Here is a 24070-nt window from a genome sequence, read left to right as displayed (position 1 = left end):
GACTACTGCGGTTTTGATGGGTCGTACTTTCTTACTGGGTGGGGTGACCGAATGCGTCGTTGAGGCGTTCCAGGACATCTGATCCGTCGCTGGTCCTGGAACGCGCCTCAGTCCGGCTGACTCTCTCGTGAATGAGGGTGGCCAGGCCTTCGGCAGCGGCTTCTTGAGGCGCGGAGTATTTGGTCCGGCCGAGCAGCGCGAACATGGCGTCCGCGTCGAATCCCGACGCCTCGTCCTCGACGGTGGTCTCGGTGACTGCGGCTCGGATCCGGACAGCTTCCGCCCGCAGCACCGCTGCTGCGGGCAGGGCGGGAGCCGGTGCCCCGAAGGCGTGAGCCTCGTCCGCGAGGAGAGACGTCATCGCTTCGGTGGTCAGCCGCACGCCCTCGTCGCTCGGCGCGATCGATGCGTGGACGTCGAACTCGGGCCCTCGGTGGTTCAGCAGCATGTGAGCCAGTTCGTGCAGGACGATCTGTGTGCGCAGGATCGGACTGGCGGCCGGCTTGTAGAGAATGTGGTCGGCCTCACTCGTGCTCATCCACATGCCGCAGGGAATCAACGGGTTGATTTCCTTGAGTTCGGCGATGATCAGCGGGCGGCCGCGCTCTGCCGATACGGCCTCGAGAAAGCTGTGGAGCTCAAACGGTCGCGGTAGCTGGAGTTTCGCCACGAGTTCGGCAAGTGGATCACTGCGACGGCGTTGTCTGCTCCACCACATGATCCCGCCCCGCAATCCGGCCCTTGGCCGGACTCACCGACACTGCTCCCCTGGTAACGCCTGGTTGTTCCGGCGTCGTGGCCAAGAATAACCGCCCCCACTGACACCCTTCGCCCTATTTCACCTGGCGAAACAAACGGCGAGACGCGGTGCCGAAAAACCAAGATCGCTAAGCTTGCGATCAGCGGGACTTGCGGTCGGTGACATCTGCCAGGCCCTCCGAGGCGCGCATACCCTCAACGAACCCGGCGATCTTGTGAAGCGACGCTGTGGAAAGGTCGTTGAGGCGGAAGGCGATCGCCCGGACGTCGTTGTCCTCCAGGACTTGGGCGAGGCTCTCGACCTCTCTTGCCCGTTCGGCAGCCGCCTTGAGCTCGGCCATGCGCCGGTCCGTGAGTTCGGCCACGTCGTCGTCGAGGAAGTACGCGACAGGGACGCCGAAGAACTTCGCCAGCGCCCGAAGGCCCTCGACGCCAGGATTCCGCGTGGTGCCGTTGCGGATGTTGCTGATACTCGCATGGGTCAGGGTCGGCTCGCCCGGGGCGGCCTTCTCCGCCATCCTGCGCGCGATCTCTCGCTCACTGAAGGGCTCTCGGCCCTTCGGGTGCACTTCCCTTATCAGATGGTCAAGTCGGTCGCCGATCACACCGCGGCTGGGGGCAGCATCCTTCCCCATGGCCGTCCTATCTGCTCTCGCCCCTGGCGGGACTGTCCTGCTGGTTCCCCCAGGATAGCTAGTCTGCTTAACGCCCCCCAGGCACCCCACCCCGCACCTGTCTTGCTGACTTGACAGTGTGTCGGTCCCCGGACGTATGTTCTGTTGTCAACGTCCCCTCTCAGGTGAGCGCCACGCGCGTGACCTGGGGCAACCGCGTTCCACGCAGGGGCCGACATCCCCTGCCCGGCGCTGCGGCCCGGGCCCGACATCGGAGCAGTACGTGCTTTCACGCCGGGCGCAGTTACGCCACACCGGCCGCCTCTGAGGTGGTCACCTCACCTCGTGGACAGCGAGGCTGAGGAGTAATTAGAGCCGCCCGGCTTCCCCGCGACCGACCCGATCCGCACGAGCGGACACCGGCCGGCGGGCCAGCCTCGGCGGTCTCCGTCTGGGCCCGGGAGATCAGGCTCCCCGACCCGGACGGCACAAGAACGGCGCCCGCGGGGGGCGCCGGGGCTATCGAGGCGGGACCGTACCAATGCCTCGACCGACCCTTGGGGGGCACGTGATCGACGTGCAGCGCGTCATCGCGCTGTCTCAGCAGCCACGGCAAGGAAGCGCGGCCGGCACACCGGTAGACGCTTCGCGCGCCCTGATGATGCTGAGCGATCTTGGCCACATGACCGAGCCGCTCGCGCGGCCGATCGCGTGGAACAGCGCGGCGTGCCGGTCGGCCGCCGCAGCAATGCAGAGCGCAGGCTCCCCCGACAGCCTGTGTAGAACCTGTCCGATCCGCCACGACTGCGCCGCCGCCCTGCTTCCTGGGGCCCCGGCGGAGGTCCGGGCGTGGCGTGAGCGCGTGGAGGCCGGGGGGCTACTGGCCGCGTAGGGCACAGATTGAAGGGGCGCCAGACTGCTGGCGCCCCTTTGACGTTTCCACAGGTCAACGCCCCTGACATGCGTGACAGGGGTCACACTCCCACGATCCCCCCAGGCTGGACACCCTCCTCATAGGTAGTAGAATTTAGATACAAGGTGAGGGCGGGAAGCCACACCAACTACCTCTTGGAGAGCACGAGATGTCCACGATCCGCACCGTCAAGATGTCCCAGGTCCGCCGCAACCCGAACCAGCCCCGCGAGTACTTCAACGAGGAGGCGCTGAAGGAGCTGGCCGCCTCCATCGAGAACTACGGCCTCATCACCGCAATCGAGGTCCGGCCCGTCGACAAGGGGTACGAGATCGTCTCCGGCGAGCGGCGCTGGCGGGCGCACCAGCTCCTGGAGAAGGCCACGATCAAGGTCTCGGTCATCTCCGAGAAGGACGACCTGCGCGCCTTCAAGCGGTCGGTGAGCGAGAACGTGAACCGGGAGGACATGACTCCCTTCGAGGAGGCCAACGCCTACCAGCGAATCCTGGACGAGGAGGGTGACGCCACCGAGAAGACGGTGGCCGCCGACTTCGGCAAGACCGTGGCGTACGTGAAGCTCCGCCTTCAGCTGCTCAACCTCCGGTTGGAGTTCCAGAAGATCGTCTCCGAGGGCAAGATCGGCACCCAGGCAGCCGTGCAGATCGCTCAGCTCAGCCTCGCAAACCAGGGCGCGATGCTGAGCAAGTTCACCCGAGGCGACTTCGAGAGCGACAACCAGATCGTTCACTTCGCCTACGCGATGAAGCAGCAGCAGAACCAGGCCGTCCTGATGATCACCGAGGACCTGACGCCCGAGCAGAAGGAGAAGCGCGCCGCCTCCCAGCGCAAGACGAAGACCACGCTCGACAAGATCGAGCAGATCCGCGCGCTGCTGGACGAGATCGGCGCCACCAGCGAACTCAAGCTCGCCGAGGCCCTGGAGGGCGAGGTCGGCAAGCGGCTGGAGCAGCTGGACCGGGTGGCCGAGTCGCTGACCAAGGCTCGCTTCCAGCTCAAGCAGGCCAAGGCGCACGCCGAGGCCCGGGAGATTCTGGTGAACCCGGAGGCCGAGGCCGAGGAGCACACCGAGCAGCCCGAGCCGGTCGCGGCCTGATGCCCACAGGGGCGGGGCTCCAAGGCCCCACCCCTGGCTTCAGCCCGACCGACACGAGGAGGAAACGATGAACGACAGCAGCGCGCCGGGCGGCGACTGGGCGAGCATGACCACCGCAGACTTCGACACCAAGGCTCCCCTGGCGCTGGCCGTACCGCCGGGGCCGGCTCGCATCGTGGCGGCGCAGCACCGATCCGGCACGGATGCCCTATTCGGCGACGAGCCCGCGGCACCGGCCACCGACCGCCCGAAGGCCCGGCGGGCTCCGAGCACCGGGCAGGCGGGGTTGTTCGATGCCGCACCCTGACACCCGGTACGGGAAGGACTGGGTGCTGACGCCTCGCCCGCACCTGGACGGCGGGTTCGAGTACGCCGCGTACAAGGAGACGTCGTTCCCCGTCGGCGGGGAGTTCGGCTACCTCACCGCCTGGGAGGCCGACCGGCTGATCGCGCGAGTCTCGGGCCACCCGCGGGGCGTTGTCCGGGCCAGAGCGTACGGGGCGCTGATCCTCGAGAAGCGCGGGCGACGGGTAGTCCTTGACCCGGTCGCCGCCCCCAAGACGCTCACCGCGCGGCAGGACGAGGACCTGAGGCTGCTGCTCCTCGCGGCGAGCCGATCCCACCTCTTGACCGGCCCCGGCGGGGAGGTCCACATCGAATCCGGACTCACCCGTATCCCGCCGGCCGCCGCCGCGCTCCTGCAGCGGCGCGGCTGGATAGGGCAAGCACCGGGGAGCAGCGCGGTGAGGGTGTCAGCCGCTGGCCGCATCGCCATGGCCTGGCGGTGGGCTCGGGAGCGGCGCCTGAACAGCGCCTCCGCCGGGCTGTGCGTGGATGCGGCGCTCGACGCTGCCGAGAACTGGATCACCGAAGGGGTGGACACCCCCCTCAAAGGTAGTAGAATTTAGATAGAAGGAGAGGGGGGGAACCCCTCCAGATCGAGAGGTTCACATGCCCGTCTTCAACCCGGTCGACTGCGCCGACACCCTCGGCATTGACGCCCCCGAATGCGGCAACTGCGAAGGGGTCGGAACGGAGGTCCACCTCCACGGCCCGCACGAGCAGATCCGGGAGTGCGAGGACTGCCGGGGGATTGGCAGGCGGCTCGACTGCCCCGCCTGCGAAGACGGCGTAACCCCGGACGATGACACCTGCCCGCTCTGCGACGGCTTCGGCGCCCTCTTCTGAACCCAAATAGGCCATCACCAAAAGGAGCATCATGACTCTCGGAGACGCACTCACCCAAGAGGCACTCACCACCGGCACCGCCTTCAGCGTCGGCCCGACCGGCTCCGGCGGCCTGCGGCTGGCCATCCGCCTGGAGGCCGGTGACGTCCAGCACTTCGAACGCCCGGCCTCCGGCGGGGGCGCCGACTGGACCGCCACCGACCTCGAAGGGGCGGGCGGCGGCTGCGCCTTCAACGAGCCGGTCACGGCCCCCTGGGGGCAAGGGCTCGAACTCCTCGCCGCCGGCCGGGGGGTCTGAGTGGCGTCGGAACCCAGCAAAGGCGCAACCGTCACGACAGCAAGCCCCCCGCGCCCCGGCCAACTGCGCCCGTTCGGAACGGTCGTGGGCCACGCGACCGACCCGTTTACGGGCGATCGACTCGTGCGGGTCCAGTGGCCCGGCCAGGCCCGGCCTGTATCCCATCTCCTGACGGAGGTGATCGAAGTGGACTAGATATAGGCCACCATCTATTTACGTGTTACGGTCTGATCGTCAGGCCGCAGGCACGGCCCGACACCCACCCAGCCTCCGGACGGGCAGCGACACCCCGCGCCCAGCCCGCCCGGACCGGCTCGTCCGATACGAGCCACCCCCTCCGGCCGGGACCCGCCCCCACTGCGGGTCCCGGCCCACCCATGGAGAAGCCAGATGCCTACAACCACGACCCTCGACGGCCTGGATGAGCAGCACCTCATCGAGCAGTACGGGCACCCGCTCGCTGAACTGCTCAGTGAGCGATACCGCGTTCAGGACGTCCTCAAGGAACGCGTCCGCCGCACCGCCCGAAAGGCCGCTCCGCCGCCGGCGCACAAGCCGCGCCCGGACCCGATGGCCGCGCACCACCGCAGAGTCCTTGCCACAGCCATCGCGGACTGGACCTACCGGCCCAGCAGCACGTGACCGAGGAGCAGTTCCGGCGCCGCGTTCGTCAGCTGGCCGCGATGCGCGGCTGGTCGCTCGCTTACCACACGCACAACTCGCGGCGCAGCGACGCCGGATGGCCTGACGAGGTCTACGGGCACCCGAAGACTCGCAGGACGCTCTTCGTCGAGCTCAAGACCGACACAGGTCGCATCCGGCCGGCGCAGGAGCAATGGCTCCGACACCTGGCCGCCTGCGGTCTCGAGGTCGCACTGTGGCGCCCCCGCGACCTGGCGCAGATCGTCGCCACCCTCGCCCCCGACGGCCCCCGCGCCGCCCTGTCCAATGCCCTCTGACAAGAGAGACCACATGAGCCCCGACCCGTCCAACCCTCCAGTCCCCGGCGCCGTCTGGTGCAAGTCCTGCGAATCGTGGTTCAACCCGATCACGAACACGTGCCGCTGCAACCACCGCTGATGACGCCTCCCAGAGCGGCCGCCGCGGTCACCGCCACCTTCGCGGAGATCGCGGCGCTCGCAAACGAACTCTGCGACCACCTCGCCGACGAGACCTTCGCAACAGCAGCCCGCATCCGGGCTCTCGCCGAGTCCGCCATGGCCACCTACGGAGAACACTGATGCACGCCCGCTTCGACACGCTGCCGGACGACGAAACCGAGGCAGGCCGCACTGCCCGCGCCTTGCGCGAGCGCCCGGGCGACTGGGCGCACATCTCCGACCACGACCTGAAGGCCCAGGCCGCGAACCTCGCGTACCGCATCCGGCAAGGCAAGATCCGCGCCTTCCGGCCCGCCGGGGCCTTCGAGGCAACCTCACGCAAGACAGGGGAGTCGAGCGGGGCGGTCTGGGCGCGCTACGTCGGCACCCCCGCGGTAGTCCGGCCGTAGGGCTGCACCCTTGCCCGCCTGACCCAACTGGTAGAGGTGCGCGGTACCGGCCCATCTGGGATATCGGCCGCAGAGATCCGGGTTCGACCCCCGGGGCGGGCACCTCACAGCCCCTCGGCTGTCCAAGCCGAGGGGCGCTTGTTGTGCGCGACTCCTCAGTTCGAACTCCACTCGTCAGCGACTCAGCCAGATTCCCGCCTTCCACTGTGCGCGGAAGCGGTGAGACGTAACACTGGCTCGGGCCCGGCGTAGCGAGTCGCCGGGGACCAACCAAACCCGTATGACGCCGTGACCCTCTGGGGGGCCTGATGGTCGTCGTGTCCGACTCCGCGCTCAAGCGTGCCCGCCTAAGCAGGAACCTCACTTTGGAGGAAGCAGCCGACCTCCTCAACGAGATCACCGGCGGCGCCACCGACGCCTCGCTGATGAGTGGCTGGGAGTCCGGCCGCAAACGAACTAGCGCGAGGAACCGGCGGGGCCTCTGCCAGCTGTATGTCGAACCATCCGAGGTGCTGTTCGCCCACCAGGACGGGCAGAACCCCGCGAGCCTACTGGAGGCAAGCGGCACCGATGTGGTCGTGCGGCTTCTCACCCGGTACACCGACCTCCTGGACGCGATGGTCGAGGTGGCGGCAGGCGCCCGCGAGCATCTGGTTGTCACAGGATCACGCAGCCGCGAAAAGGTCTACCTAGACGCCATAGAGACGACGGTCGCGCAACAGCCAGACCTGGTGCACTGCCGTGTTCTGTACGGGCCCCCGCGCCATCCAGCCATGACGGAACACCTCGTGCGGCTCTTGGAGTTACGTGACCCAACGGAACGCCGCAACGGCGTCAAGGGCCTGAGCATCGGCTTGGTCGAACCGATGGCCGCCCTGGAACGCTTCTTCATCGCTTCGGAGCTAGCCGCAGTGGTCCCCCTGCCCAGCTTTCACGGAGCCGACGGCTTCGACTGCGGCGTCCTCCTCAGAGGAGAAGCGGCCATCGGACTGGTCCAGCATGGACGTGAGGCGTGCGCATCGGCCCGGCCAGTAGAGACGATAGAGGCCGTACGTTCCCTGCCGGTGCGGCACGGGGGAGCTCTGTGGCAAGGAGAAGCGTGAGCAACAAAGTTCAAGCCGCTGCCCTGCGGTCCGCGTCCGTGATCGAGCTAGCTCAGAAACTGATCCGCGAGCCGAGCAGAGGCGGCATCGACGACTACGGGCCAGTGCTCAGCATCCTCGAAGCATGGCTGTCCCGCCGCTCTCTGCCCCACCGACGGCTCCATGGTGACGACGGACAGCTCGTGGGCCTGCTGGTGGAGATCCACGGCGGCCGCCCTGGACCGTGGTGGGCTTTGGACGCTTGCGTGGATACCGCTTCGTACGGCGACCAGGCCGCCTGGTCCTTCCCCCCATCCGCAGGTGACGTGCAGGACGGTTGGCTGCGCGGACGAGGCTCAGCCGACTCAAAGCTCGCAGCCTCCATGTTCTGCCACATCGCCGCCGACCTGCGCGATGAAGCCGGGGCGTTCGCCGGCGGGCTGGCCGTGCTTCTCGACGTGGATGAACACACCGGCGGGTTCGGCGGAGCACGCGCCTACTTGGACGACCCTCAGATCACCCGGCCTGAAGGGGTGATGATTGGCTACCCCGGCATGAACGAGGTCGTCGTCGGGGGGCGCGGCCTCTGGCGAGCAACCATCTCCGTCCACGCCCAGGCTGGACACTCTGGGGCCAGCCGCACGGTTGTCGGTGCGATTAGCCGGGCCGCGCGCCTGGTAACGCTGCTCGATGCTGTCGAACTTCCGGGCCCGGCGGACGACAGCTCCCGCTTCCCCCTGGCGCCCAAGCTCACCGTCACCGCGCTCAACGGCGGCGAGGGCTTCTCTGTCCTGCCAGACTTGTGCTCCTTGAACGTCGATGTCCGGCTCACTCCCGCCTTCGACGCCGAGGCAGCCGAGACCCTAGTTCGCAAGGCAGCCGCGGAACTCGATGCCGATCTCCCCGGGCCGCTGCCAACGCACATCGAGCCGATCGCCACCTGGCCGCCGTTCCAGCTCCGGCACGACGAGCAGCCCGCCGCCGCGCTGATGGCCGCTGCACGGCAAGCAGGAATCGACGCGACACCGAAGACGGCCGGACCCTCGAACATCGGCAACCTGCTCGCCATGTACGGCATCCCGGCGACCGCGGGGTTCGGCGTGCCGTACGAAGGGCTACACGGGCTGGACGAGCGGGCCGACCTGTCCGAGCTGGCACGGGTGTACTCGGTCTACCAGCAGGCCGTGCTCGACCTGCTCGGCCTGATCTGACCTGGGCCGATCCCAACTCCGTCCCAGGTCCCTCCTACGAGCCTCCAAAGAACCGCCCAACTTCTGCTCTGTCGAGAGACGTTGGACCCCGGTGTCATAGAGATGTCCGAGCGGGCAAGCCCCTGAAGCGACAGACCTGCTCGGGCATCCCTATCCGTGCTGAGCCTCCCAAGGAGTGCTTCATGGACACCGGTCCAGCCGTCGCCCAGCTCCCGGCCCGCGCCAACTGGGACGCCCTCGGCACAGTCCTCGTGCCCGACGTCCTCGAGCCCGCCCTCTTCGAACAGATCGTGGTCGAGGCGAACGAGCGCATCTCGCTCGCCACCCCGCACATCCACGAGCACACTGCGGCCCACCGGGACGGATCCTTCGCCTCCCCCGTCCACTGCGCCTTCATCGAACCTGGGCCCGCGCTTCTCTCACTCGCCTTCGACAAGCAGTTCCTGGTGGCTCTACGTGACGCCACCGGCATTCCCCGCCTGGTCCCCCGCGGCGGCGCCGTCGTCCTCTACGAGGAGGGCGACTTCCAGGGCGTCCACACCGACTCTGTGAAGTCCACCGTCACCGTCTCGATCGCCCTGACGGAAACGCTCGGTCCGATGGGCTGGGCGCCGCACCTGCGCAACGCCGCCGGTGACACGCTCGGCAAGGTGGTATCCGACTACGGCCTGTTCCCCTCCGGGGACAGCTTCACCGCACTGGAGCACCCCTTCGCGGACGGCAGCGTGCGCGCCTTCGCCGGCTACAACGTGCCGCACTGGCGCCCGCCGGCCAAGGAGCGGGCGCTGCTGGCCACGATGTCCTTCATGGACCTGTGATGGGGTCGGAGCTGCGGCGGACGTGGCTCGCCGAGGGCCGCGCGCAGGTTCCGGGCGACGTGGTCGAGGCCGGCTTGTGGGAGGAGATCGCCGCGGAGGCTGAGCGGTGCGAACCGTTCGCGGCTGTTCGGCACAACCAGCGTCCCGGGCTGCTGGCGATGCGGGACGGGTCGATCACCTCGCCCCAGAGGTGCAAGGTCCACCCCGGCGGTGAGGCGCTGAACTCCCTGGCGATGTCCAAGGGTCTGGCCGAGGTCGCGTGCGAGGCCACCGGCCGCGCCTCGATGACGCCGATCCGGTTCGGGTTGAAGTACTACCAGCCCGGCGACTACATGCACGTGCACCGCGACGACGGGAAGTGCGAGATCACGTTCTCGTGTGGCCTCACCCCCGGGCTCGCCGCGATGAACTGGCTGCCGAACCTGCGGTGGCTCACCACTGAGCAGGTGGCCGAACGGCTGGCCGATACCCCCTACCCCGACGGTGGCGAGGAGTTCCCGATCCGCCACCGCGTCCTCACCGGGTTCGACGGAAGTCGGATCCCCCACTGGCGTACCCCGCTCGACTCGAAGTCGCGCGAGGTGCTGATCACCATCTGCTTCACCGACCTCACGGTGTAGCAGCCGCGCAATCAACAGGAGGACTGATGCGCAAGCTCGAAGTCACCACCCAGGCGGTAGACCCGGCCGAGTTCGTGGCCGACCTGCACGCGGAGGGCAACCTCTCGCAGAACGTGGGCGGCGACCCGGCCGTGCCGGACTCCGCGTTCCCCGACACCCACACCTACGAGCACCCCGCCGTCTGACCGACAGCCGGCCCTGAGCGCGCCCGGTCGCCGGAGCTCCCTTCCCTGGGATGCCCGGCGGCCGGGCGCCGTCGCACCTGCAGGAGGTGAACATGCTCAAGACCTATTTCGATGGCACGCACCGCACCCGTCACCCGGCGGAAACCTGGCAGACCATCCGCCCTCTGCTGGCCCGGTACGGGATCAGCCGCGTCGCGGACGTGACCGGGCTCGATGACCTCGGCATTCCCGTGACCATGGCCGTCCGCCCTTTGGCTCGAACTCTCTCCGTCGCGCAGGGCAAGGGTGCGACTTTGGACGCGGCCCGCGTCTCCGGCGCGATGGAGGCGATCGAGGTCTGGCACGCCGAGCGCACCGTTCCCAAACCCATCGCGCGGCAGACCGCAGCCGTCGACATGCCGCTGCCGTATCCCGTGACCGCACTAGAACAGCACGCCGGCAGCCTCCTTACCCCCCACACCCGCTTGGACTGGGTCAACGGCCGATCCCTGATCGACGGCCGCCCCGTACCCGTACCGGGCGCCGCCGTGAGGCTGGGTCGCGAGGGACACGCAGATTGGCGAATGCACCTGCCAAGCGCCTCCACAAACGGACTCGCCTCCGGCAACACCACCGAGGAAGCCGTCGTGCACGGCCTGTACGAGGTCATCGAGCGGGAAGCGATCAGCGATCTGCCCGGCGGCCATCCTGGTGCGCAACTGATTGACCCTTGGAGCATCGACGCCGCCGAGTGCACCACCGCTATCGGCCGTCTGACGGCCGCAGGGGTGTGGTTCGAGCTGTGGCACCTGCCCACCCTGTTCGGGGTACCGGTCATGGCCTGCTACCTGTGGCGGGAGGACCAGCCCACCGTCCTGGTCAGCGGGTCTGGAGCCCACCTGTCCCCGGCAGTGGCGCTCGCGCGCGCGATCACCGAGGCCGCCCAGTCCCGTCTGACGCTCATCGCGGGAAGCCGCGAGGACACCGCCTCTGTGGTTTACCGGCCTGGCGTCTACCAGGCGCCCGCCACCACGGAGGTCCCGTGCACGCCTTGGTCGCGCATCAGCGATGCCTACGGCCTGCACTTCGACACGCACAACGACGAGGCTGCTCACCTGGCGAAGGTCGTCACCGCGGCTACCGGCACACCGCCCATCGCGATTGACCTGACGGCTGGGCCCTATGCCCGCGAGGAGTTCGCTGTCGTCAAGGTCTGTGCGCCGCACCTGCGCTACGACTCGCGCCACACCATCCCGCGTCCCCGCAGGCAGGAGCAACCGTGACCGTGCACGTCTTCGCCGGCCCGACCATCGACGCACCCGGCATCCGCCGCATCCTGCCCGACGCCGTGTGCCACCCCCCGGCCCGGCACGGTGACCTGCTGCGGCTCGGTCTGGCGGCCGCGGACAAGGTCCTGATCATCGACGGCCTGTGGCACCAGGTCGCCCCGCTGCGGCACAAGGAAATCCTCCACGCGCTGGCCGCCGGCGTGACCGTGGTCGGCGCCGCCAGCATGGGCGCCCTGCGAGCCGCCGAGCTCGCCCCGTACGGCATGGTCGGCATCGGGCAGGTCTTCGGCGGGTACGTCAGCGGCGTCCTGGACGCCGACGACGAGGTAGCAGTCCTCCACACCCCCGAGGGCCGGAAGGTCACCGAGGCTCTGGTGAACCTCCGCTGCGCCATCGACCGTGCGGCGGCGAACAGGCAGGTCAACAGCTCCGACGCTGCGGCCCTGCTCGACCTCGCCCGGTCCTTGCCCTACACCCGCCGTTCCTGGCAGGCCCTGGGACGTGCCGCCCAGCAGGCTGACCTGGAATCCGCCTTCTACGCTGTGAACACCTGGCGGCAGGCCAACCCCTACGACCTCAAGCACGAGGACGCGGAGAGCGCCCTGGCCCTCCTGTCCCGAGGCCTTCCAATCCCGGTGACCCAGTCCAGATGGCGGGGAGAGCGGTGGCAGACCAGCTTCGTCCGCTACTGGACAGCGTCCTTCCTGCCCGGCGCCGGGCAAGCGCCTCTCCTGCCCCTCCTCCAGCACCAGCAGCTTTACGACCCTGCCTTCGCCGACCGCTGGCGTGTCAGGGTCCTCGCAGCGATCTCAAACAGTCCGACCGGACTGCCGCCGGAGGCCTTGGAGAACGCCGCACTCGCCACCGCCGACCGGGCCGGGACCACCCTGCCGAACCTGTCCCCAGCGCAGCGCGCATACTGGCTCACCCCCGATGAAGAGCAGCAGCTCGAACCCGGCCAGGCCATGCTGCGCATCATGGTCCGCTCGGCGCGGCTCGACGGGGCCTGGAGCGTCTGGCCTGCGACTCACACTGAGGCGGCTGGCCTGCTCGACCCTGACGTCGGCACCGAGCAGCTGGTTGAGCAGGCGTTCCGCGTCAACGCCGCCGCGCAGGCCGACAACCCACGGCACACTCTCGCGCACCTGGATGCCGAGCGCATCACCACGCACCTGCTGTCCCGCTGGGCGCTTCCAGCCGTTGCCGACCCGGCGACCCTGGACGCGGCAGCCCGCGACCGGGCGTTCCGGGACTTCGCCGGAGCCATCGACGTGGCTCGGGCCTTCTACCTCGGGGCCCGAGCGGATGAGGCCAACGTCGTCTCGTCCGCCTCCTCGGGCACCGTCACGGACAGCTCCCGCACCTGAGCCAGCGCCAGGGGCACAACGGCCGCGCACATGATCAGAAGGGCTCCGGCTGCAAGCGTGGCCCGGAGCCCACAGATGGCGACGAGCGGGCCGACGAGCATGTAGCCCACCGGAACCGGGAGGAGCTGGCCGAGCGTCGAGTAGGACATCGTCCGGCTCATCCGGTCCGCCGGGATGCGGGCGTGAACCACCGACGCCCATGTGGTTCCGCTGAAGGCGAGCCCGGCGCCGGCAGTGACCGCAGTGACCACAAGCACGGGCAGGGGCAGATGTAGGGCCATCGCAGCTAGGGGCAGCGCCATCGTGCCCGTTCCCGCGCACACCACCACCGCGGGTAGGCGCGGCTTCCACATCAGCGCGGCGGCCGCGCCCGCGATCAGGCCGCCGGTGAACCCGGACACCACCACGCCCCAGAGTCCCGGTCCGCCGAGGAACTGCTCTCCGTAGACCGGGCCGAGCGCCTGGTAGCCGACCAGCCACGCCGGGACGATCACGGCTCCCTGCACGACCATGACCCACAGCCAGCGCCGCGACCAGAAGTCGGACCAGCCCTCGCGCAGATCGGCCACGAACCCGGCCCTCACCTTGACCCGCGCCGCCTTGAGGCCGATCCGCGAGCACAGCACAGCCGCGGCCGCGAAGGTCAGCGCATCCCAGCCGATCACCCAGGCCGGTCCCACGAGCGCCACCATGACGCCGCCGATCGCCGGGCCGCCGACCTTCACCGTGTTCTGCCCCAGCTTCAGCAGGGCGTTAGCGGCGTGCCGCATCTCAGCGGGCACGACCTCCACGACCACACCGCCGGCGGCCGGTGTGAAAAACGCCGAGGCCGCCCCGCACACAGCGGCCATCGCGGCCAGGTGCCACACCTTCGCCGCACCGGACCACAGCAGCGCCGCCGCCGCGCCCTCCGCGGCGAAGGACACCACGTTGGCCCACAGCATCACCTTGGCCCGCGACCAGCGGTCCGCGACGACGCCGCCCACCAGGAGCAGGAGGATCTGCGGCAGCATTCCGGCGGCCAGGACCAGGCCGAGCGCGCTGGCCCCTCCCTGGATGTGCAGGACGGCGAACGCCAGGCCGATGGTGGACACAGCTGAACCGGTCCACGACAGCATTCGCGCGAAGAAGTGGAGCCGGTACGGCTTGACCTTCAAGGGGGCGGAGGCTTCCCGTACACGTACCGTCCAGCTGATCCGAGGAACGGCCGACGATTCTTCCTGCCGTCCCGCAACGCGCCCGTACCGCAAGATCAAACTCCGCCCAGGAAACACGAAGTCCCGGAGGCCAGACGCCACCGGGAACCCCTCACACCCTAGGACAACTCCAAGATCGTGTGTCGCCAACGCCACGACTGACGCGACCGTCACCCGTACGAGAGGGGCCGGGCCACGAACACAGCACGCGGGCCTCACGCTTGATCGCCGTCGGTCATAGACGAGCACGGAGCGTGGCCCCCGTAGCCACTTTGTACGACGCATCCCCGACTCGCTCGCGGCCCTGGCCCCGCCCAGCTTGATCAGGCGTACGTGGCTAGTGCCGCATCAGGCAACGTTCGCCCTCGGCGGTCTGCGACGATGGCGCCATGGACGAGGAAGTCATTCCCATTCTTCGCGTCGAGGACGCCGCGGCGGCGGTCGCGTGGTACGAGCGACTGGGCTTCGCCAAGCAATGGGAACACCGCTTCGAACCGGGACTTCCCGCGTTCGTCGAGGTCGCCCGGGGCGGAGTGCGGTTGTTCTTGTCGGAGCACACGGGCGACGCCCGCCCCGACACGTTGGTCTACCTCCGCATTCGTGATGTCGAGGCCATCGCCTCCGAGTTCGGTGTGCAGGCGAAGGACGCTCCGTGGGCGCGTGAGATTGAGCTGCGCGACCCTGACGGCAATCGGCTTCGGATCGGCACGCCGGCGGAATGACACTCGTCGGCGGCGCGCGGCAGGGAAGCTGTGCGGGTGGCTGAGCGAGTACGTGTCCGTGAGATTGAGGACGACGAAGGCAGAGGGCTTCTGCGGATCATCCGCAGGGGCACAGGGCCGGTGGTGACCTGGCGGCGGGCTCAGATGGTCCTGCTGTCCGCGCAGGGCATGCCAGTGCCGAAGATCGCCGAGGTCACGTTCACCAGTGACGACAGGGTCCGCGACGTGATCCACAACTTCAACGCCGACGGCTTCGACTCGCTCTACCCGAAGTACAAGGGCGGACGGCCGAAGACGTTCACGCTGCCCGAACGCCGCGAGATCAAGAAGATCGCCAAGTCCAATCGGCCCCGAGCTCGACTTGTCGTCGTCGCCGTTCCCACGGACGGACACAACCGTGTTCGATCAGCCCCTCACGTTCACGTTGGACGATCTGGTCGGCTTGCAGTTCTCGATGTCCTACACGAGCCCTGATGTCCTCGGGGTGAGGACGGAAGCGTACGAACGTGACCTCCGCACGGCTCTGCGGGCGCACTCCCCCGCCGGGGTGTTTCACCATGCACGTCGCGTCGTGTGCACGGTCGCGGTCCGCGGATGAAAGCCTCGGGGCCGCCTGCTTGATCACCTAAAGTCGAAGGTGGGCGCGGGGCTGGAGCCCTCGTGTCTACTGCTGCACCCCGCATCCCCGACTCGCTCGCGGCACTGGCCGTACCGCTCGCGGACCTCTCGCACTACTACCGCAACCCGCGTACAGGCAACCTTGAGGCGATCACCGAGTCGCTGGCCACCCACGGCCAGTACAAGCCGGTCGTGGTCAACAAGGGGTCGCGGACCGGCCGCCCGAACGAGATCCTGGCGGGCAACCACACCGTGAAGGCAGCCAGGGCCCTCGGGTGGGAGGAGATCGCGGTCACCTGGCTGGACGTAGACGAGGATACGGCGGCGAAGATCGTCATCGTCGACAACCGCACGAGCGACCTGGCCGGATACGACACGCAGCTCCTCGCGGACATCCTCACCGACCTGCCCGACCTCGACGGCACCGGCTACGACCAGGCGCAGCTGGACGACCTCCTCGATGACACCTCCCTGCCGGCGCCGATCGAGCTGCCCAGCGACGGCGCGGGCACCGGCGCGGCGGCGACGGTGGACTACCTCCAGTGGGGCTACCTCCAGTGGTCCTCGACCCGCGTACGGATCACCCAGGACGAGGTCGAGTTCCTGAACGGCCTCTACCGGAAGTACGTCGACGACAACGACTCGGACCTCGGGTTCGGCTGGCACGTCCTGAACGAGGAGCACCACGCCGCCGAGGACGTGAGCGCGTGAACCCGCTCGACGTCCGATTCGACCCGGCGTACCCGCTGTCCGACCTCCGCCCGGCCGACTACAACCCGCGCCGCCTGTCCGACGCGTCATTCGTGCGGCTCCAGGGCTCCCTGCGCCGGCACGGCGTCGTGAAGCCGGTCATCCTCAACGCGGACGGGACCCTGGTCGCAGGTCACCAGCGAACCAAGGGCCTGAAGGCCATCGGGCAGGAGACGGTGCCCGCGATGATCCTCCCGCAGAAGGTCCGCCTCCAGGACGAGATCAAGTTCAACCTCCTGCACAACCGGGTCGAGACCGAGTCGTCCGTGGTGTACGCGGAGGCTGGCCCGATCGGTCAGTGGTGCTGGATCCCGTGGCAGACGATCGAGGTCGTCGCCTCCAAGAACATCCCCTTCCAGCAAGCCATTGGCTTCATGACCGCTGGCCACGGCCCGTGGGGGTCCGTCGTCATCGACGACCAGGGCCGCATCGTCCTGAACGCGGAGTACGCCGCGGTCGCGAAGGCCCAGAGGTTCGACGTCCTCGCCTGGACCGTCGCCAGCTTCGACGCGGGCCAGCTCGTAGAGGACCTGACGGGCGAATACGGCGTGTACGACTGGACCGGCCTGGAGGAGAAGGCCCCCGTGTGGAACCAGCACATCGTCCAGCCGAACAGGTTGAGGGAGCACTCCTCGAAGGCCAAGGCGGACCAGGTCCGGTACAAGAGCGAGACGTGGGAGCAGCTGGTCCTGCCGTGGCTGACGACGGGGCACCGGGTCGTCGACTTCGGCGCCGGCCACGGAGACTACGCCCGTCACCTGAGGGCACAGGGTTACCAGGTCCACGACTACGAGCCGTACCGCACCCTCAAGGGCAAGTACAGCCTGGACATCCGCGGCATCGTCGGCATGATCCGAACGATCGAACGGGACCTTCGCGAGCGGGGCCTGTACGAAGTCGTCGTCCTGGATTCAGTGATCAACGCGACGACGAGTCTGGAGTATCAGCACTGGGTGCTCCTCACGGTCAACGCTCTATGTGCCAAGGACGGCATGGTCGCCATCGGCACCAGAAACTTGCATCGCGAGCAGGCGTACGAGAACTCGGAGCACTCCATCAGCCGGGATGCGGAGCGGCTGAAGTTCCTCGACAGCGAGAACGTGGACATGCGGTTCGTGCGCGGGAAGTGGCAGCGGATCAGGTACCACACGCCGGAGTCTCTGCGTGGTCTGCTGTCGCGGTACTTCGAGGAGGTCGAACTCAGCGACGCCACCCGGGCGACCCTGAAGGCGGTCTGCCGCATGCCTCGGACATTCCCTGTCGAGGAATACGAGGAGGCTTTCCGCAATGAATTCAATATGCCTTACCCCAACGAATACCGACACGACAAGCATTTTGGAATTATGGAAATATTGATAGAATTGATCAAGGAAAGGAACGCTCAACCGGAGGGGTAGGGATGAAATCGGGAGCGAATCCGGAAGGGGTTCGCATAGAAATTGAGTCGCGTGACACGTTCCGTATCATGTGGCTCGCAGGGATACGCCAGGTCGATCTGACTCAGCACTGCCTGAAGACCTTCTCGGAGTGCGACAGGCCAGCCGTGAACCACCGGCTGAAGCGGCAGAGCTTGCTGTTTCCGGCGGCGAATCCACCGGCAGCCTGGTACCTGTGCGCTCTGCCGATCCCGTGGGACTGGGGAAGGAACGCGCACCTCGGCTTCGAGTACGCGCCCGGCCAGGAGTGGGAGGGGGATGCCCTCGTGCCCGGCCTGGGCGTACGGCTGCGGAACGCGCGGCCTATCACCGGGTGGGGGGAGCACTCCATCCCCGCCGGGGAACCGCTCCGGCAGGCGCGACTGTTCCGGACCTGCCGGAACTGGCAGTTCGGATGGTGGCTGCGGCAGAACCGCGGTGTCCCGGTGGCTCCGGCAGGGCCACAGCTGGAGGAGCATCCGGGGGTGACACAGCTGACCTTCGGGGATTAGCTTAGAGCATTTTCAGACAGTGACTAAAATCCGCCCTTGATTGGAAGTTTGGCGGCCAGTAAATTCAGCTGGCCGCCGGACTGCTGTCCGGCGCCGCACGTCGATATGCAGGGGAGCAGGGATGCGCAGCAGGTTCAGAGCCTGCCGCTGACTCGTGAAACGCGGGCCAGCGGGGTTCTACATCAGCTTGGTTGCCCCGCCGGGGCACGGCCCAGGGGGACATATGCCCTCAGCCGAACACCAGGTGACCCCGCTCGCGTATCCGAGGAGTACACCTTGCTGGACCGTTTGATCGACCTCCTGTCCCAGACCCGGACCCTCCGCGCCCTGCTCGACTTCTGCACCATCGTGGTCCGCCTGCTGCCCGCGTTGGTCGTGATCGTGGCGCTCATCCCCTCGTTCGTCGTCTTCGCATTCATCCCCGCCGGCGCACGCAGGTCGGTCCTCGACATCGTGGACCGCCTCACGAACTGGACGCTCGCCCGCTAGCAGCCGCAGCCCACCGCCGCCCTCCGATACAGGATCATGGAAGGGCGGCGCGGGGGCTTCGAGGAGCTGCGCACATGGGCCGCCCCAACAGGGCCGCAAGGGCCGCCATCACCCAGCGGCGTACCGACGCCATCGACCTCAAGCTGGCTGGGATCGACTGGCTGACCATCGGCCGCAAGCTGGCCGCGGATCCAGCAATCAACAGCGACGGCATCGCTTACCCGCAGGGCTACGGCATCGAGGCGTACCGGCGCGGTGCCGAACCGCCGAGCGACAGCCGCCTGATCGAACTCGCCTGCAAGGACGTGTCCAAAGCCCTGGCGGAGCGCAGCACGGTGCTGGATGAGAGCACCGACGAGCTGCGCAAGCTGATGGCCGAGCGACTGGAGCGGCTCTTCTTCGGCGTATACCGCTCGGCGATCCGCACCGGCGACCTGGCCGCCGTGGACCGTGCTGTCCGCATCATCGAGCGGAGCAGTCACCTCCTCGGGCTGAACAGGCCCGTACGTACGGAGATCACCGGCGCCGATGGTGGCGCGGTCCAGGTGGAGACCACGGGTCTGGATGAGCTGGAGCGGCTGATCGCGCTGGCCGGCGACGCGAACGCCGAGGGTGGGGAGGGCTGACGAAGCTGCGGTTCTCCAGCTGTACCGCACGCTTCCCGCGTCGCGCCGCCGTGAGATCGCCGCAGCTTCCACACCCCAGCTCCGCGCCCGACTCGCTCAGATCGAGCGGGGGATGGCGATGGACCGCTCCCCCGGCTCGATGGCGGCCGTTCTCACGGACGGTAAGGAGATGCAGGCCCCGCACCTGGGGCTGATTGACGATGCCTTCGAGCGGGTCGCCGCCGGGGTACCCACCCGCCTGCTGCTCACGATGCCGCCCCGGCACGGCAAGTCCCGCCGTGCCGCCCGATGGGCACCCCTCTGGTACCTGCGGCGGCGCCCGGAACACCGGGTGATGATCGCCTCGTACTCCTCTGACCTGGCCGATGATCACGGCCGGTGGATCAGGGATGCGATCCTCGCGTACGGCCCGCAGATCGGGATCGACCTGCGCCCCGGCTCATCCGCGGCCAACAGGTTCGACCTGCTCGGAACCGAGGGCGGCGCGGTCATGGCCGGCGTCGGCGGCGGCCTCACCGGCAAGGGCGCCCACCTGGCGGTGGTGGACGACCCGATCAAGGACGCTGCGGAAGCCAGCTCGCCCACCATGCGGCGCCGCCTCTGGGAGTGGTGGCAGGCCGTCCTCCTGACCCGCATCGAACCCGGCGGGTCGGTCATCCTGATCCAGACTCGCTGGGATGAGGACGACCTCGCCGGCCGTGTGCTGGCCGAGGAGCGGCACCGGTGGACCGTCATCGACCTTCCCGCGCTGGCACTCGCCGAGGATGACGCCCTCGGCCGAGGCGTCGGCGGTGCGCTCTGGCCTGACCGGTACGACGAGGCGGCCCTCGCAGAGATCCGCGCGTCCGTCGGTGAGCGGGTCTGGTGGTCGCTGTACATGCAGCAGCCCCGACCGCAGGACGGTGGCGTGTGGGACTGGGCGTGGATCACCGACAACCGGATCTCTGCCGCCCAGCTCCGTGGCATCGACCTCAGCAGGATCGTCGTCGCAGTCGACCCGGCCGGCGGCGAGTCCGCCGTCGGGGACGAGACCGGCATCATCGCTGCGGCACGCGACACCGACGGGCACCTGTACGTCCTCGATGACCGCAGCGGAAACCGGGGCGCGGACTCCTGGGGCAGAGAAACGTGCCTACTGGCGATCGAGCTTCGGGCCGACGCGATCGTGGTCGAGTCGAACTACGGCGGGGACATGAGCCGCCAGGTGATCGCGCAGGCGTGGGAGGACCTGCACCGTGAGCACAAGACCGAGCAGATGCTGATGCCCGCAGTCATCCCGGTCACCGCCAAGAAGGGCAAGAGGCTGCGCGCCGAGCCGATCGCCCAGCTCTACGAGCAGGGCCGCGTTCACCACGTCGGGCAGTGGCCGACCCTGGAGCAGCAGATGGTGACATGGGTCGCGGGCATGGACAGCCCGGACCGCATGGACGCCGCCGTTCACGCGCTCACCGAGCTGGCCAGTCCCCAGCACGGTGGAGCTGGATCCGGTGGCTACCGGGACGGACGCCTGGACGGCCGCCGGTAGCCTCAGCTCGGGTGTTGAGCCTCGTACACCTCCATATAGAACGTGGCTGCTGCCGCTGCTGCTGAGACGACCAGTCGGGCAGTGGCCACGTCGGGGGCAGGCCCCTGGCTGAGTCCGTGCCCAGTTCCAAGCCCGGCGTTCCGCAGCTCACCCGCTCCGATCACCATCGTGGTCAGGGACTGGAGCATCTTCCGCCGGTATTCGGCACCCGGTTCGTCACCGCGCACTCCCCCGGCGTCGAGGCCGAGCGAAACGGCTGCTGTCTTCACCAGCTTCGGGAGGTCCTCTTTGGTCTCCTTACCGTTTCCGTGAAGGCCAAGTACCGCTTTCAGCACTGACTCCAAGAGCTCCTTGGCGGCCCCGATGGCTAGCGCGGGATCGTCACGGAGGCCCTGGCGGATACGCGTCGCGTGCCGGTGTACGTCCTGGATCCCCAAAGATTCCGCCGGTCCCTGAAGATCGTCCACGATCGCTTCGGAGTGATATGCACCGTAAAGCTCTTGGTGCAAGGCGGAGTCGTTCGTGGCTAGCCAGGTCTCCAAGTCGAGTACACGTTCCGCCACGGCGACGGCCTTGGGGTCGATCTCACGCACTTCAACGGCGTATCCGCGGCCGAGGTCCCTATCCCGCCTGGGGCGGAGGATGGACTCCACCATCTCCAAGACGTGCTCCGAGTAATCAGAGTCGTGGAAGTCGAGGCTACGAAGCAGGCGCGGGTGGTCGCGCACACGGTCGGCGTGGCCAGTCTCGTACCCGAACTTCAACCAGTCTCCGCCGTTGAAGCTTGCCTCGATCGCCTTCACCACGGCAAGGACGATCTTCTCCGGCTGAATCCCGGACCGCATGTGGAACCCCCTGAAGGCAGACATGCTTCACGGTAGAGGTCACCGAGCCGTGGGCGCCCGGGATTTCCGCAGCAATCTCGACCAGCACCTACACGTAGCCTTGGAACCGGCGCGGGGCCGAATGCAAGGAAGCACCTTGGGCCTGCGCGAGTTCGTTTCCGACGCCTGGTCGTGGCTGAACTACAAGCCGATGATGACCACCGCCAGCACCGGCCTCCCCCACCGGGCTCTGGCTCCGGCGGCTCGGCCGGGCTGGCTGCCGCCCGAGGCCGCTCGACGCCTGGCGGCCTACAAGATCCTCGCGGCCTACGACTCCAACCAGGCCGGTGAACTGGCCGTCCTCACCGGTAATGAAGCGGGCGGTGAGAGGCGGGAGTTCGGCGACGCCGCCGTCTTCGTAAACACCACCCTCGCGCACCTGCTGGGTAGGGCGCAGCAGATCGTGGCGCCGGGTGCCGAGCACGCGGGCGATGAGGAGCCATCCCCCGATGCGATCGCCGCCGCCCAGGTCCAGCAGCGCCTTCGGGACTGGGCGGAGAAGGAGCTGCTGCCGCTGCGGATGCAGGCTGCCGAGCGGAAAGCGGTGCTGCTCGGCGATGCCGTGTACCTGCTGGCCTGGGACCCCGACAAGGCCCGCGTTCGACTGCGCACGATCGACCCCGGGTTCTACTTCCCCGTGCTCGATGAGGATGCCGACCCCGGCGACTACCCGTCCAAGGTCCACTTGGCGTGGGAGATACCCGAAGACCCTGCCCGCGGTACGAAGGCGCGGGTGCGGCGGATCACCTACGAGCTCGGGCCCATCTTCGCGGCGACGCGCAGCACGGGCGCCGGCCGTCGGGATCTGGTGGCCGACGGATCCGGCGGGTGGCTCCTCGAACAGGGCGACGTGATCAACCCGGAGACAGGGCGGATCGAGCGCACCTATCCGTGGACAGACCGGCCCACCGGCGTCACCTGCTACCTCACGGACGCCGAGTGGGACCTTGACGACCTCCGCCTTGGGCAACTGCTCGATGACCTGCCGGTGGAGAAGGCCCGGTTCAAGACCAGGGCTGATGGGGAAGTCCTGGACCGGCTTGATCTACGCATCGACTTCCTCCCGATCGTGCATCTCACGAACTCGGTGTCGGACGGCGAGCACTTCGGTCAGTCCGCGCTGGCGCCCGTCATGCAGGCCCTGGACGAGCTCGCGGAGTCCGACACGGACTCGGCCCGCGCATCTGCCACGACCGGGGCCCCGATCATCGGCCTGGCCGGGGTGCGCACCGAGGTGGACCGGGTGACCGGCCGGCCGCGACCTCTCGCCGTCGAGCCCGGCACGGTGTTCCAACTGGGCGACGGAGGGCGCATGGATGTCCTCGACACCTCCGGGCAGCTCTCGGAACTGCGGGCGCGGGTCGAGGAGGTACGCGAGCGGGCTGCGGTGAATGCCCGGCTTCCTGCGGTGAGCCTGGGCACCGCCGACCCGTCCAAGGCCCCGAGCGGATACGCCCTTCAGCTCTCCCTGGGGCCGCTGGATTCCCTCGTGGAATCCATGCGCCTGGCCCGCGCGCATAAGTACGCGCTTCTGCTCAGGTTCGTGCAGCGGCTCCACCAGGCAGGGCAGGCCGAGGGCTGGCCTGCCGGGGCGAGCACGCCGGTGCGGCTGGTGTTCGGCCCGCACACCCCCACGGATCGCAGTGCCGTCCTCGACGAGGTCGTACGCGCTGTGGGTGCTGGCGTGTTGTCGCTGGAGACAGGTGTGCGGATGCTGGATGAGGCCGGATATCCGATCGGTGATGCCAGCGCGGAGATCGAGCGGATCGCCGCCGGGAAGGCATCGGGCACCGCGACGGGGCCGGTCAGTCCTCCGGAGGCCGGAAGTTCTCCCGCTTCCACGTCTTGACCCGCTCGCGCTGTGACTCCAGCGATTCCCGCAGGTCCTCCTCGGACATGGTGTGCTTCGTGCCGCCGCCCCATTGCGTGACGTAGGTGCCTAGCCCTCCCGGCACACCGTCGATCTTCGACACGAAGAGGCAGGCGCCGGCGAACTCGCCGAACTCCGCGCCCAGGATCTCGCCTTCGCGCGGATCCCGGGCTGAGGCGAGTCGCGTTCCGTCCTCGTCCAGGATGACGCGCTCCTCCTCTGAGGCAGCCGTCCGTACGCAGGTACCCGGACTCGAACCGGGCTTGGTGTACTCACCGTCCTGCACGGCCACCTGGTAGACGGTGAACGGGGTCCTGTCGAGCCACGGCTGCCACAGCGCGATCCCGATGCCGACTGCAACGGTGGCGGCCCCGGCCACGATGGCGTTCCGCCGAACCTTCGGCTGCCGCTGTGGCGTCTTGTCCAGCGAGACCTGCTTGTCTTCCACGGTGCCCCCCACCTGGTCGTCTGCCGATGATCATGCCAGGTGGGCGGCTCCGGCCAGCCGAAGGCGTC

29 protein-coding genes and 1 pseudogene are annotated in these 24070 nt (G+C 68.3%); 25 read left to right on the top strand and 5 right to left on the bottom strand.

The window, feature by feature from the left end; translation table 11 throughout:
* Positions 1-31 precede the first annotated feature (31 nt).
* Both ACZ7H1_RS10665 and ACZ7H1_RS10660 read right to left on the bottom strand, forming a co-directional pair.
* The gene (locus tag ACZ7H1_RS10665; protein ID WP_470785479.1) at positions 32-670 is read right to left on the bottom strand and encodes a hypothetical protein; all 639 of its coding nucleotides are present in this window, start codon (positions 668-670) and stop codon (positions 32-34) included.
* Positions 671-899: 229 nt separating this feature from the next.
* Complete coding sequence (locus ACZ7H1_RS10660) at positions 900-1394, bottom strand: XRE family transcriptional regulator (protein WP_470785477.1); 495 nt, start codon at positions 1392-1394, stop codon at positions 900-902.
* Positions 1395-1941: 547 nt separating this feature from the next.
* Here ACZ7H1_RS10660 and ACZ7H1_RS10655 point away from each other — a divergent pair.
* The 17 genes from ACZ7H1_RS10655 (at position 1942) to ACZ7H1_RS10575 (ending at position 12947) form a co-directional block, all read left to right on the top strand.
* A complete protein-coding gene (locus ACZ7H1_RS10655) occupies positions 1942-2265 on the top strand; it encodes a hypothetical protein (protein WP_470785475.1) in 324 nt (107 codons plus the stop codon).
* Between the two features lie 190 nt (positions 2266-2455).
* The gene (locus tag ACZ7H1_RS10650) at positions 2456-3400 is read left to right on the top strand and encodes a ParB/RepB/Spo0J family partition protein (RefSeq protein ID WP_470785473.1); all 945 of its coding nucleotides are present in this window, start codon (positions 2456-2458) and stop codon (positions 3398-3400) included.
* 67 nt (positions 3401-3467) lie between these two features.
* The gene (locus ACZ7H1_RS10645) at positions 3468-3707 is read left to right on the top strand and encodes a hypothetical protein (RefSeq protein ID WP_470785472.1); all 240 of its coding nucleotides are present in this window, start codon (positions 3468-3470) and stop codon (positions 3705-3707) included.
* The gene (locus tag ACZ7H1_RS10640; protein WP_470785470.1) at positions 3694-4308 is read left to right on the top strand and encodes a hypothetical protein; all 615 of its coding nucleotides are present in this window, start codon (positions 3694-3696) and stop codon (positions 4306-4308) included. The genes ACZ7H1_RS10645 and ACZ7H1_RS10640 overlap by 14 nt, the downstream gene beginning before the upstream one ends.
* Positions 4309-4351: 43 nt before the next feature.
* The gene (locus tag ACZ7H1_RS10635) at positions 4352-4588 is read left to right on the top strand and encodes a hypothetical protein (RefSeq protein ID WP_470785468.1); all 237 of its coding nucleotides are present in this window, start codon (positions 4352-4354) and stop codon (positions 4586-4588) included.
* Between the two features lie 31 nt (positions 4589-4619).
* Complete coding sequence (locus tag ACZ7H1_RS10630; protein ID WP_470785467.1) at positions 4620-4886, top strand: hypothetical protein; 267 nt, start codon at positions 4620-4622, stop codon at positions 4884-4886.
* A gap of 390 nt (positions 4887-5276) precedes the next feature.
* Entirely contained in the window at positions 5277-5528 is a 252-nt protein-coding gene (locus ACZ7H1_RS10625; protein WP_470785465.1) for a hypothetical protein, read from the top strand.
* Positions 5525-5845 carry a VRR-NUC domain-containing protein gene (locus ACZ7H1_RS10620; protein ID WP_470785463.1) on the top strand — a complete coding sequence of 107 codons (321 nt, stop codon included), beginning with the start codon at positions 5525-5527 and terminating at the stop codon, positions 5843-5845. Before ACZ7H1_RS10625 ends, ACZ7H1_RS10620 begins: the two co-directional genes overlap by 4 nt.
* A gap of 120 nt (positions 5846-5965) precedes the next feature.
* Entirely contained in the window at positions 5966-6127 is a 162-nt protein-coding gene (locus tag ACZ7H1_RS10615; protein ID WP_470785462.1) for a hypothetical protein, read from the top strand.
* A complete protein-coding gene (locus ACZ7H1_RS10610; protein WP_470785460.1) occupies positions 6127-6396 on the top strand; it encodes a hypothetical protein in 270 nt (89 codons plus the stop codon). Before ACZ7H1_RS10615 ends, ACZ7H1_RS10610 begins: the two co-directional genes overlap by 1 nt.
* Positions 6397-6704: 308 nt before the next feature.
* On the top strand, positions 6705-7499 hold the full coding sequence (locus ACZ7H1_RS10605; protein ID WP_470785459.1) for an XRE family transcriptional regulator: 795 nt from the start codon (positions 6705-6707) through the stop codon (positions 7497-7499).
* Positions 7496-8689 carry a M20 family metallopeptidase gene (locus ACZ7H1_RS10600; RefSeq protein ID WP_470785457.1) on the top strand — a complete coding sequence of 398 codons (1194 nt, stop codon included), beginning with the start codon at positions 7496-7498 and terminating at the stop codon, positions 8687-8689. The genes ACZ7H1_RS10605 and ACZ7H1_RS10600 overlap by 4 nt, the downstream gene beginning before the upstream one ends.
* A gap of 182 nt (positions 8690-8871) precedes the next feature.
* On the top strand, positions 8872-9507 hold the full coding sequence (locus tag ACZ7H1_RS10595) for a hypothetical protein (RefSeq protein ID WP_470785455.1): 636 nt from the start codon (positions 8872-8874) through the stop codon (positions 9505-9507).
* Complete coding sequence (locus ACZ7H1_RS10590) at positions 9507-10127, top strand: hypothetical protein (protein WP_470785454.1); 621 nt, start codon at positions 9507-9509, stop codon at positions 10125-10127. Before ACZ7H1_RS10595 ends, ACZ7H1_RS10590 begins: the two co-directional genes overlap by 1 nt.
* Positions 10128-10153: 26 nt before the next feature.
* A complete protein-coding gene (locus tag ACZ7H1_RS10585; RefSeq protein WP_443298625.1) occupies positions 10154-10312 on the top strand; it encodes a hypothetical protein in 159 nt (52 codons plus the stop codon).
* Positions 10313-10404: 92 nt separating this feature from the next.
* Positions 10405-11574, top strand: a complete 1170-nt coding sequence (locus tag ACZ7H1_RS10580; RefSeq protein WP_470785452.1) for a YcaO-like family protein — start codon at positions 10405-10407, stop codon at positions 11572-11574.
* Entirely contained in the window at positions 11571-12947 is a 1377-nt protein-coding gene (locus ACZ7H1_RS10575) for a TfuA-like protein (protein ID WP_470785450.1), read from the top strand. Before ACZ7H1_RS10580 ends, ACZ7H1_RS10575 begins: the two co-directional genes overlap by 4 nt.
* Here ACZ7H1_RS10575 and ACZ7H1_RS10570 read toward each other — a convergent pair.
* Positions 12866-14104, bottom strand: a complete 1239-nt coding sequence (locus tag ACZ7H1_RS10570) for an MFS transporter (protein ID WP_470785448.1) — start codon at positions 14102-14104, stop codon at positions 12866-12868. The two genes, ACZ7H1_RS10575 and ACZ7H1_RS10570, sit on opposite strands and share 82 nt — an antisense overlap.
* Before the next feature lie 428 nt (positions 14105-14532).
* Here ACZ7H1_RS10570 and ACZ7H1_RS10565 point away from each other — a divergent pair, with 428 nt between their 5' ends.
* The 7 genes and pseudogenes from ACZ7H1_RS10565 (at position 14533) to ACZ7H1_RS10535 (ending at position 20800) form a co-directional block, all read left to right on the top strand.
* Positions 14533-14865 carry a glyoxalase superfamily protein gene (locus tag ACZ7H1_RS10565; protein WP_470785446.1) on the top strand — a complete coding sequence of 111 codons (333 nt, stop codon included), beginning with the start codon at positions 14533-14535 and terminating at the stop codon, positions 14863-14865.
* 36 nt (positions 14866-14901) lie between these two features.
* Positions 14902-15207: pseudogene (locus tag ACZ7H1_RS10560) on the top strand (helix-turn-helix domain-containing protein); the annotation flags it as partial.
* Between the two features lie 318 nt (positions 15208-15525).
* On the top strand, positions 15526-16194 hold the full coding sequence (locus ACZ7H1_RS10555) for a ParB N-terminal domain-containing protein (protein WP_470785445.1): 669 nt from the start codon (positions 15526-15528) through the stop codon (positions 16192-16194).
* The gene (locus tag ACZ7H1_RS10550) at positions 16191-17630 is read left to right on the top strand and encodes a methyltransferase domain-containing protein (protein ID WP_470785443.1); all 1440 of its coding nucleotides are present in this window, start codon (positions 16191-16193) and stop codon (positions 17628-17630) included. Before ACZ7H1_RS10555 ends, ACZ7H1_RS10550 begins: the two co-directional genes overlap by 4 nt.
* An 806-nt stretch (positions 17631-18436) precedes the next feature.
* The gene (locus ACZ7H1_RS10545; RefSeq protein WP_470785442.1) at positions 18437-18649 is read left to right on the top strand and encodes a hypothetical protein; all 213 of its coding nucleotides are present in this window, start codon (positions 18437-18439) and stop codon (positions 18647-18649) included.
* Between the two features lie 74 nt (positions 18650-18723).
* Complete coding sequence (locus tag ACZ7H1_RS10540) at positions 18724-19275, top strand: hypothetical protein (protein ID WP_470785440.1); 552 nt, start codon at positions 18724-18726, stop codon at positions 19273-19275.
* Between the two features lie 118 nt (positions 19276-19393).
* Positions 19394-20800: a terminase large subunit domain-containing protein gene (locus ACZ7H1_RS10535; RefSeq protein WP_470785439.1), complete on the top strand. Its 1407-nt coding sequence runs from the start codon at positions 19394-19396 to the stop codon at positions 20798-20800.
* 2 nt (positions 20801-20802) lie between these two features.
* Here ACZ7H1_RS10535 and ACZ7H1_RS10530 read toward each other — a convergent pair whose 3' ends face one another.
* A complete protein-coding gene (locus ACZ7H1_RS10530) occupies positions 20803-21669 on the bottom strand; it encodes an abortive infection family protein (RefSeq protein ID WP_470785437.1) in 867 nt (288 codons plus the stop codon).
* A gap of 25 nt (positions 21670-21694) precedes the next feature.
* Between ACZ7H1_RS10530 and ACZ7H1_RS10525 the strand changes: the two genes are divergently transcribed.
* The gene (locus tag ACZ7H1_RS10525) at positions 21695-23533 is read left to right on the top strand and encodes a hypothetical protein (RefSeq protein ID WP_470785435.1); all 1839 of its coding nucleotides are present in this window, start codon (positions 21695-21697) and stop codon (positions 23531-23533) included.
* On the opposite strand, the gene ACZ7H1_RS10520 is transcribed toward ACZ7H1_RS10525, so the two are convergent.
* Entirely contained in the window at positions 23490-24002 is a 513-nt protein-coding gene (locus tag ACZ7H1_RS10520) for a hypothetical protein (protein WP_470785434.1), read from the bottom strand. The genes ACZ7H1_RS10525 and ACZ7H1_RS10520 overlap by 44 nt on opposite strands.
* Between the last annotated feature and the right edge of the window lie 68 nt (positions 24003-24070).

The sequence above is a fragment of the Streptomyces sp. NPDC037401 genome, from assembly GCF_055602345.1.
This window is presented reverse-complemented; position numbering and strand designations above follow the sequence as displayed.

Bases quoted from the DNA above. Each gene is read 5' to 3' on its own strand.
- ACZ7H1_RS10660 (WP_470785477.1), bottom strand. From the start codon at position 1,394: ATGGGGAAGGATGCTGCCCCCAGCCGCGGTGTGATCGGCGACCGACTT.
- ACZ7H1_RS10650 (WP_470785473.1), top strand. From the start codon at position 2,456: ATGTCCACGATCCGCACCGTCAAGATGTCCCAGGTCCGCCGCAACCCG.
- ACZ7H1_RS10645 (WP_470785472.1), top strand. From the start codon at position 3,468: ATGAACGACAGCAGCGCGCCGGGCGGCGACTGGGCGAGCATGACCACC.
- ACZ7H1_RS10640 (WP_470785470.1), top strand. From the start codon at position 3,694: ATGCCGCACCCTGACACCCGGTACGGGAAGGACTGGGTGCTGACGCCT.
- ACZ7H1_RS10635 (WP_470785468.1), top strand. From the start codon at position 4,352: ATGCCCGTCTTCAACCCGGTCGACTGCGCCGACACCCTCGGCATTGAC.
- ACZ7H1_RS10630 (WP_470785467.1), top strand. From the start codon at position 4,620: ATGACTCTCGGAGACGCACTCACCCAAGAGGCACTCACCACCGGCACC.
- ACZ7H1_RS10625 (WP_470785465.1), top strand. From the start codon at position 5,277: ATGCCTACAACCACGACCCTCGACGGCCTGGATGAGCAGCACCTCATC.
- ACZ7H1_RS10615 (WP_470785462.1), top strand. From the start codon at position 5,966: ATGACGCCTCCCAGAGCGGCCGCCGCGGTCACCGCCACCTTCGCGGAG.
- ACZ7H1_RS10610 (WP_470785460.1), top strand. From the start codon at position 6,127: ATGCACGCCCGCTTCGACACGCTGCCGGACGACGAAACCGAGGCAGGC.
- ACZ7H1_RS10605 (WP_470785459.1), top strand. From the start codon at position 6,705: ATGGTCGTCGTGTCCGACTCCGCGCTCAAGCGTGCCCGCCTAAGCAGG.
- ACZ7H1_RS10595 (WP_470785455.1), top strand. From the start codon at position 8,872: ATGGACACCGGTCCAGCCGTCGCCCAGCTCCCGGCCCGCGCCAACTGG.
- ACZ7H1_RS10590 (WP_470785454.1), top strand. From the start codon at position 9,507: ATGGGGTCGGAGCTGCGGCGGACGTGGCTCGCCGAGGGCCGCGCGCAG.
- ACZ7H1_RS10585 (WP_443298625.1), top strand. From the start codon at position 10,154: ATGCGCAAGCTCGAAGTCACCACCCAGGCGGTAGACCCGGCCGAGTTC.
- ACZ7H1_RS10580 (WP_470785452.1), top strand. From the start codon at position 10,405: ATGCTCAAGACCTATTTCGATGGCACGCACCGCACCCGTCACCCGGCG.
- ACZ7H1_RS10565 (WP_470785446.1), top strand. From the start codon at position 14,533: ATGGACGAGGAAGTCATTCCCATTCTTCGCGTCGAGGACGCCGCGGCG.
- ACZ7H1_RS10540 (WP_470785440.1), top strand. From the start codon at position 18,724: ATGGGCCGCCCCAACAGGGCCGCAAGGGCCGCCATCACCCAGCGGCGT.
- ACZ7H1_RS10535 (WP_470785439.1), top strand. From the start codon at position 19,394: ATGGACCGCTCCCCCGGCTCGATGGCGGCCGTTCTCACGGACGGTAAG.
- ACZ7H1_RS10530 (WP_470785437.1), bottom strand. From the start codon at position 21,669: ATGTCTGCCTTCAGGGGGTTCCACATGCGGTCCGGGATTCAGCCGGAG.